This window comes from Bradyrhizobium sp. (assembly GCF_019244115.1).
Classification (GTDB): Bacteria; Pseudomonadota; Alphaproteobacteria; order Rhizobiales; family Xanthobacteraceae; genus Bradyrhizobium.
Map to the genome: position 1 here is coordinate 1 of NZ_JAFATE010000716.1, position 7,529 is coordinate 7,529.

General features: G+C 64.2%; 7 protein-coding genes and 1 riboswitch. Of the genes, 5 read left to right on the forward strand and 2 right to left on the reverse strand.

Annotation, left to right across the window (positions count from 1 at the left end; genetic code table 11):
• Positions 1-737: pyrroline-5-carboxylate reductase (proC, locus tag JOZ76_RS30805; protein ID WP_291705167.1), on the reverse strand; the 737-nt coding region annotated here is incomplete at its 3' end.
• A 166-nt stretch (positions 738-903) separates the two neighbouring features.
• Positions 904-1,404 carry a YbjN domain-containing protein gene (locus JOZ76_RS30810; RefSeq protein WP_291705168.1) on the reverse strand — a complete coding sequence of 167 codons (501 nt, stop codon included), beginning with the start codon at positions 1,402-1,404 and terminating at the stop codon, positions 904-906.
• A 455-nt stretch (positions 1,405-1,859) separates the two neighbouring features.
• Positions 1,860-2,025: riboswitch (FMN riboswitch) on the forward strand.
• A gap of 72 nt (positions 2,026-2,097) precedes the next feature.
• On the opposite strand from JOZ76_RS30810, the gene JOZ76_RS30815 reads away from it, so the two are divergent.
• From JOZ76_RS30815 to JOZ76_RS30835, 5 genes are all read left to right on the forward strand, one after another.
• Positions 2,098-2,688, forward strand: coding sequence for a 6,7-dimethyl-8-ribityllumazine synthase (locus tag JOZ76_RS30815; protein WP_291705169.1), 591 nt, complete (start codon positions 2,098-2,100; stop codon positions 2,686-2,688).
• A gap of 285 nt (positions 2,689-2,973) precedes the next feature.
• The gene (locus tag JOZ76_RS30820; protein ID WP_291705170.1) at positions 2,974-4,188 is read left to right on the forward strand and encodes an MHYT domain-containing protein; all 1,215 of its coding nucleotides are present in this window, start codon (positions 2,974-2,976) and stop codon (positions 4,186-4,188) included.
• A gap of 313 nt (positions 4,189-4,501) precedes the next feature.
• Positions 4,502-5,365, forward strand: coding sequence for an FAD binding domain-containing protein (locus tag JOZ76_RS30825; RefSeq protein WP_291705171.1), 864 nt, complete (start codon positions 4,502-4,504; stop codon positions 5,363-5,365).
• Between the two features lie 11 nt (positions 5,366-5,376).
• On the forward strand, positions 5,377-5,877 hold the full coding sequence (locus JOZ76_RS30830) for a (2Fe-2S)-binding protein (RefSeq protein ID WP_291705172.1): 501 nt from the start codon (positions 5,377-5,379) through the stop codon (positions 5,875-5,877).
• On the forward strand, positions 5,874-7,529 hold a 1,656-nt coding region (locus JOZ76_RS30835), incomplete at its 3' end, for a molybdopterin cofactor-binding domain-containing protein (RefSeq protein WP_291705173.1). The genes JOZ76_RS30830 and JOZ76_RS30835, both read left to right, overlap by 4 nt.

Below are 7,529 nucleotides of genomic sequence, written 5' to 3' on the forward strand. Positions count from 1 at the left end.
GGCGAGGTGACGTTCTGCCGCAGCGTCGCGGCCGATAATTCCGAGCGATGCAATAGTTCGCCGGAACCCGCGACCGTCTCGCGGGCGAGCCGGGCCGCCAGCTCCTCCGGAAGCCCGGCGGCAACACCGGCGCGCGCAAGCTCTTCCGCGAGCAGGAAGACATAGGCAGGTCCGGAGCCGGAGACCGCGGTGACCGCGTCCATCAAGCCTTCATTCTCCACCCATTCGACCGTGCCGGCGGCTTTGAGCAGCGCTTCGGCGGTTAAGCGCTGCGTGGCGCTGACAGTGTCGGCTGCGACCGCTGCCGTGATGCCGCGTCCGATCGCGGCCGGCGTGTTCGGCATCGCGCGCACCACGGCGCCGCCGCAGACGTCCTCGATCGATGCGATCGTCATGCCGGCCATGATGGAGACCACGAGGGTCTTCAGCGGATCAACAGCATTCCTGAAGGCTTTCAGCACGCCGCCTTCTTGTCGGAAGGTCTGCGGCTTTACCGCAATCACCAGCGTCTCGGCAATGGCCGCGTCCTTCGGATTGAGCCGCACGCCTTGCGACGATAGCGCGCTGATTTCGGCTGATGGCGACGGCTCGATCACGACGATGCGATGCGGATCGAGCCCGCGCGCGAGCCAACCGGTCAGCATCGCGCCGCCCATCTTGCCCGCGCCGGCCAGCACGATCGTGCCGGGGATGTTTTTGAGCCCGCCGTTGTCGTTGGAGACTGTCACCACAAACACCATTGTCGTCCCCGCGAAAGCGGGGACCAATAACCCCAGGCAGTTTTAGTGAAGCACCGCAGGTCGGACAAGCATATTGCCGCAACACGGGTATCACCCGGTATGGGTCCCGGCTCAAGGCCGGGACGACACTGTTCGTGTGGCGTCAGTCGGGTGCACGAAATTCCTACGCCTGGCCAATCGTGTCGAACATTGCGGCGTTCATCGCCTCCGCGGCGGACTTGCCGGCCCAGACCACGAACTGGAACGCCTGGTAGTAGCGCTCGCAGGCGTGGATCGCGCCGGCCAGCATGCTCTCGCATTGCGCCGTCGATGCGGTGATGCCGCCGGGCAGCACCAGCGCCTGACGATGCATGATCATGCCGGTGTGGGTCCAGAGGTCGAAATGCCCGACCCATAACTGCTCGTTGATCGCCGCGACCAGCCGCTGCACTTCGGCGAGTCGCGGCTGCGGAATCTTCATGTCGAAGGCGCAGGCCAGATGCAGGGCCTCGATCTCGTTCATCCAGGTGAAGGAGAGCTGATAGTCGGTCCACTCGCCCTTGGTGACGATGGTGACCTCGTCCTCCCCGGAACGTTCGAACGCCCAGTTGTTGTCGGCAGCGTAATCCTCAACCACCGTCAGCGGATGACTGGGGGAATCGATGATGCCTTCGAGCAGGGACATGCCGTCTCGACCTCTTATGCTTCTTAAAAAATATGTTGGTACGCACGCGGCTGCCTGGCCAGCGCCGTTTGAGCGCATGGTTACTGGCTGCAATCCCCAGAGAGCCCCGGAGGCCTGCGGGATCAACTGATGTGATTTGCGGAATCCGCGCAACTCTACGCCGGTTCCGTCCACAGCCAAAGCGCTGCTCGTCCACAAGTGATCCGAGCCAATCGTTAACGAAAGAGCAAAATCGTTAAGAAAGAACAAACCGGAATCGGATTTGGGTCCGCCCCGCAATCGTTAATTCTTTCTTAACCAGTTGTCGGGCGTGCCCGCGGGGCATCACCACTGACGGGCGACTTTGGGCGGTCTCGCGCGTGGGGCATGGGCAATATGCGGTTTCCCATGGCCCGAACGCTTGCCGGCCCGTCAGGCTTTGGTCATAGTCGTTAACGCCGCCCGGCTTTGGGCGGTGATGTTCTCAGGGCGGGGTGAAAGTCCCCACCGGCGGTGAGCGCCTGACGTCGAGCAATCGACCAAGGCTCGAGCCCGCGAGCGCCTTCCCCTCACGGAGAAGGGTCAGCAGATTCGGTGCAATTCCGAAGCCGACGGTCAAAGTCCGGATGAAAGAGAACGGTCGCGATGGTTCGCGCTCTGGAGCGTGGGCTTGTCGTTCCGTGTGCCCTGATTCTGGTCCTGACGAGGAAAACCATGAATCAGATGTTGCAAGATCCCCAATCTCAAGAATCCCAAACACAGGAATCCGACGCGAGGACTCCTGCCGAGATGGTTGCGCCGCCGCTGGCGGCGCATCCGCGCTTTGCCAGACCCCAGCGGGTCGCCTTCGTGCAGGCGTGCTGGCACCGCGAAGTCGTCGAGGAGGCGAAGCACGCTTTCCTCGCCGAGATCGAGGCGCGTCACATCTCGCGCGCCCAGGTCGACATTTTCGAGGTGCCTGGATCGTTCGAGATCCCGCTGCACGCGCAACTGCTCGCCAAGACGCGCCGCTACACCGCGATCGTGGCAGCAGGGCTCGTGGTCGATGGCGGCATCTACCGCCACGAATTCGTCGCCGACACGGTCATCAAGGCGCTGATGGACGTGCAGCTCCGCACCGAAATCCCGGTGTTCTCGGCGGTGCTGACGCCGCAGCAATTCCACGAGAGCCAGGCGCATTTCGAGTTCTTCAGGAAGCACTTTGCGATCAAGGGCATCGAGGTCGCGGAAGCTTGCGCCAACACGCTGCACTCGCTGGAGCGGCTGCGCGGCCAGGTCGCGGCGGGCATCGCGCAGAGCGGATGAGCTGCCGCAACGTGTTCGCTTTACCCTCTCCGACAGGAGGAGGGTAAAGCGTGCCGTTGGTCATAGATTGCATCGCGCGCTCATTGATGCGCCATAACAAAAACGCGTTCGCGCAAATCGGATTCCGCGGCGCGCGAAAAGCTGCGCGCGTGCGACACGTGATCGTCTGAGCAATCACTTTAATCACCGAGGCGCGATGCGCGAATTGATTGTCATTTCTGCCGCTGGGTTTATAAGTCGGCGGCTGGAGGAGGCCACCCGTGGAGACTGGCGGCCGCACTGATCATGTTCGATGGACACGATCCCTATCTCGTCGCGCTGTCGGTAGCGATCGCGATCCTGGGCGGCTACACCGGCTTCTCGCTGGCGGCCCGCATCCGCAGCGGATCGGCGGTCAGCCGTCGCGTGCTTCTTGCCGGCGCGGCCACCTTCCTGGCGGTCGGCATCTGGACCATGCATTTCGTCGGCGTGCTGGCCGCGCCGATGCCGTCCGACGCCCTCTATCTGGTGCTGCCGACGATCGTCTCGTTCCTGATCTGCGCGCTGGTGGTCGGGATCTCCCTGTTCTTCGTCTCGATCGGCGAGCCCTCGCTGCTCCGCGTCATCTCGTCGGCGGTGCTGCTCGGGCTCGGCATCGTCAGCATGCACTACGTCGGGATACACGGTCTCGCCGGCAATTTTGAGATCCGGCATGACGGCACGATGGTGCTGCTGTCGATCGTCGTTGCGATCGTAGCCGCTTATGGCGGCCTGCGCGCGTTCCTGGCCCGTCAGGATGGCGTGCGCCTGCTCGCAAGTTCGGTGGCCTTTGGCGTCGCGGTCTCCGGCATGCACTACACGGCCATGTATGGCATGCATTTCGCGCCGGTCTCTGACACAGTTCATCAGCACGCGACAGGGTTTGCTGCATCACAGCAGACCCTGTCGATCGTCGTGTCCCTGCTTTGTTTCGTGATCGCGGCCGGATTCCTGTTGTCGCTGGTTCCCGATACCCGCCGGCAGCCACAGGTTGCGGCTGCAGGTCCGGTCGAGAGCCTCGCGCCGGTCGCCGAGCCGGCCCCCGAGGTTCCCGCGGTTGCTCCGATCGCCGTGGCCGTGCCGCGGCTGATGCCCGCGCCGCTCGGTGGGCTCGGCCAGCCGCCACGCCCGCCGGCGCCGCGCCTGCCGGTCGAGGGTGCCAATGGAACCCATTTCATCGATGCCGCCGACGTGCGCAGCGTCCGCGCCGACGCCCACTACACCCGCGTCCATGATGGCACGCGCGAGCGCATGTGCCCGTGGTCGATCTCGGAGGCCGAGGCGCAACTCGATCCCGGTCTGTTCGTGCGGGTGCACCGCAGCCACATTGTCGCCATCCCGCATATCTCTTTCGTTCGCAAGGAAGGCGATGGCGCCATCATCGAGCTCGATGGTCCGACCCCGCACCGGGTGCCGGTGAGCCGCGCCAAGATCGCCGAGGTCAAGGCGCGGCTCGGGCTCGCCAAGCAGAAGCAGGCTTAAGTCGGCTGGGTCTCTATTCGCGGGCTCGCTCCCACAGGCTCGTCATGCCTGGCCTTGTGCCGGGCATCCACGCCTTAATTTGCTGGGTGCAGCAAAGACGTGGAGGGCCGGGACAAGCCCGGCCGCGACGACAGGAATTAGGTCGGAAAAACTGACGCAATTCGTGCGCAGCGATCCGCATTTCGTGCGAATTTGCTCCATCCGTGAGCCCGCCGGCCGGGCCATCTTGCGCCGACACGCGTCTCGTCAGAGCGTTCTGCCAACGTCCGCGTTCCCGATATGCGGGAACGTCACGGACGATGGGGAGGACACGATGATTCCTGGCTCATTCAGCTATCACCGGCCGGCGTCTGTCAGTGATGCGGTCAAGCTCTTGGCCTCGCTCGGCGAGGACGCGCGGCCGCTTGCCGGCGGCCACAGCCTGGTTCCGATGATGAAACTGCGGCTGGCCGCGCCCACCCACTTGGTCGACCTGCACGGCGTCGCCGGCCTCAGGGGCCTCCGGCGCGATGGCAACGCCATTGTCATCGGGGCCATGACGACCCAGCACGAATTGCTCGCCTCCGACGAGATCGCCAAGGCGCTGCCGATCCTGCACGAGACCGCCCTTCTGATTGCCGATCCGCAGGTGCGCTACCGCGGCACCATCGGCGGCAATGTCGCCAACGGCGATCCCGGCAACGACTTGCCGGCGCTCATGATGGTGTTAGGCGCGACGTATCGGCTGGAAGGTCCGTCGGGCGCCCGCGACGTCGCGGCAGCTGAGTTCTATCAGGGGGCCTATTTTACCGCGCTCGAGCCCGGCGAGATCCTCACCTCGGTCACCATTCCCGTGCCGCCATCTGGTCACGGCTATGCCTACGAGAAGCTGAAGCGCAAGGTGGGGGATTACGCGACCGCGGCAGCGGCGGTGGTCCTGACCATGGCAGGCGGCAAGGTCGCCAGCTGTACCATCGGGCTCACCAATCTGCACGAGACGCCGTTGCTTGCGGCCGAAGCTTCGCAGGTCGTGATCGGCACCGCGCTCGATGCCGCCGCGCTGAAGCAGGCCGCCGCTGCGGCCCAGGCGATCATGGCGCCGGCGGCGGACGCGCGCGGCCCGGTCGAATATCGCAAGCATGTCGGCGGCATCATGGTGATGCGCGCGCTCGAGCGCGCCAAGAGCCGTTTGGCCTGAAGGAGGGGACGATGGCAAAAACCCACGTGACGATGAAAGTGAACGGCGCCGAGGTCGAAGGCCTCGTCGAGCCGCGCACGCTGTTGGTGCATTTCATCCGCGAGAATCTTGCGCTGACCGGCACTCATATCGGCTGCGAGACCACCCATTGCGGCGCCTGCACCGTCGATCTCGACGGCATGAGCGTGAAGAGCTGCACGGTGTTTGCCGTGCAGGCGGAGGGCTCCGACATCACGACCATCGAAGGCATGGCCAATGCCGACGGCTCGCTGTCGGCGCTGCAGGAAGGCTTTCGCATGATGCACGGCCTGCAATGCGGCTTCTGCACGCCCGGCATGATTCTCCGAGCGCACCGGCTGCTGAAGGAAAATCCGTCTCCGACCGAAGCGGAAATCCGCATGGGCATTTCCGGCAACATCTGCCGCTGCACCGGCTATCAGAACATCGTCAAGGCGATCCAGTACGCGAGCGCCAAGATCAGTGGCGTCGAATATAAGGAGGCCGCGGAATGAACGACCTCACTCCCACGCGAGAACAACGCACAGCGGCGCTCGAGGGCATGGGCTGCAAGCGCAAGCGCGTCGAGGACATCCGCTTCACACAGGGCAAGGGCAACTACGTCGACGATGTCAAGCTGCCCGGCATGCTGCATGGCGATTTCGTCCGATCGCCGCACGCGCATACGCGCGTCAAGTCGATCAATCCGGAGGAAGCACTGAAGGTGCCTGGCGTGCTCGCGGTGATCACCGCCGAGACACTGAAGACCGTCAACCTCGCCTGGATGCCGACCTTGGCCGGCGACGTGCAGATGGTGTTGGCCGACGGCAAGGTGCTGTACCAGAACCAGGAGGTCGCCTTCGTGGTCGCGACCGACCGCTACGCCGCCGATGATGGCGTCGCCAAGGTGCTGGTCGAATACGAGCCGCTGCCGGTCATCATCGATCCGTTCACGGCGATGGCGGACGATGCGCCGGTGTTGCGCGAGGACCTCGCCGGCAAGACCACTGGCGTGCATGGCCCGCGCAAGCACCATAACCACATCTTTGAATGGACGGTCGGCGACAAGGAACTGACAGATGCGGCCTTCAAGAAAGCCGACGTCACCATCAAGGAGCTGATCTCCTATCACCGCACCCATCCATCGCCCCTGGAAACCTGCCAGTGCGTCTGTTCCTTCGACAAGATCAAGGGCGAGCTGACCATCTGGGGCACGTTCCAGGCGCCACATGTGATCCGCACCGTGGTGTCACTGATCGCAAAACTGCCGGAGCAGAAGATTCACGTGATCTCGCCCGACATCGGCGGCGGTTTTGGCAACAAGGTGGGCGCCTATCCGGGCTATATCTGCGCGGCGGTCGCCTCCATCGTCACGGGCAAGCCGGTGAAATGGGTCGAGGACCGCATCGAGAACCTGACCGCCACGTCATTCGCGCGCGACTATCACATGACGACCGAGCTCGCCGCGACCAGGGAGGGCAGGGTGACCGGCCTGCGCGTGCACGTGCTCGCCGACCACGGCGCCTTCGACGCCTGCGCCGACCCCTCGAAGTGGCCGGCCGGCTTCTTCAACATCGTTACCGGCTCCTACGATTTCCCGGTGGCGCATCTCGCCGTCGACGGCGTCTATTCCAACAAGGCGCCGGGTGGGGTGGCCTATCGCTGCTCGTTCCGCGTTACCGAGGCGGCCTATTGCATCGAGCGCGCGATGGACATTCTGGCCCAAAAGCTCGGCATGGATCCGGCCGAACTTCGGTTGAAGAACTTCGTCAAGCCGGAGCAGTTTCCGTATCACTCGGCGCTCGGCTGGGAATATGATTCCGGCGACTATCACACCGCCATGCGCAAGATGATGGAGAGCACGGACTATGCCGCGCTCCGCAAGGAGCAGGCGGAGAAGCGGGAAGCCTTCAAGCGCGGCGAGACGCGCGAGATCATGGGGCTGGGCGTCTCCTTCTTCACCGAGATCGTCGGCGCTGGCCCTTCGAAGAACTGCGACATCCTCGGCATTGCGATGTTCGATTCCTGCGAGATCCGCCTGCATCCGACCGGTGCCGGCGTCGCGCGCATGGGCACCAAGAGCCAGGGCCAGGGTCACGAGACCACCTGGGCGCAGATCATCGCGACCGAGATCGGCATTCCCGCCGACAACATCATGGTGGAGGAG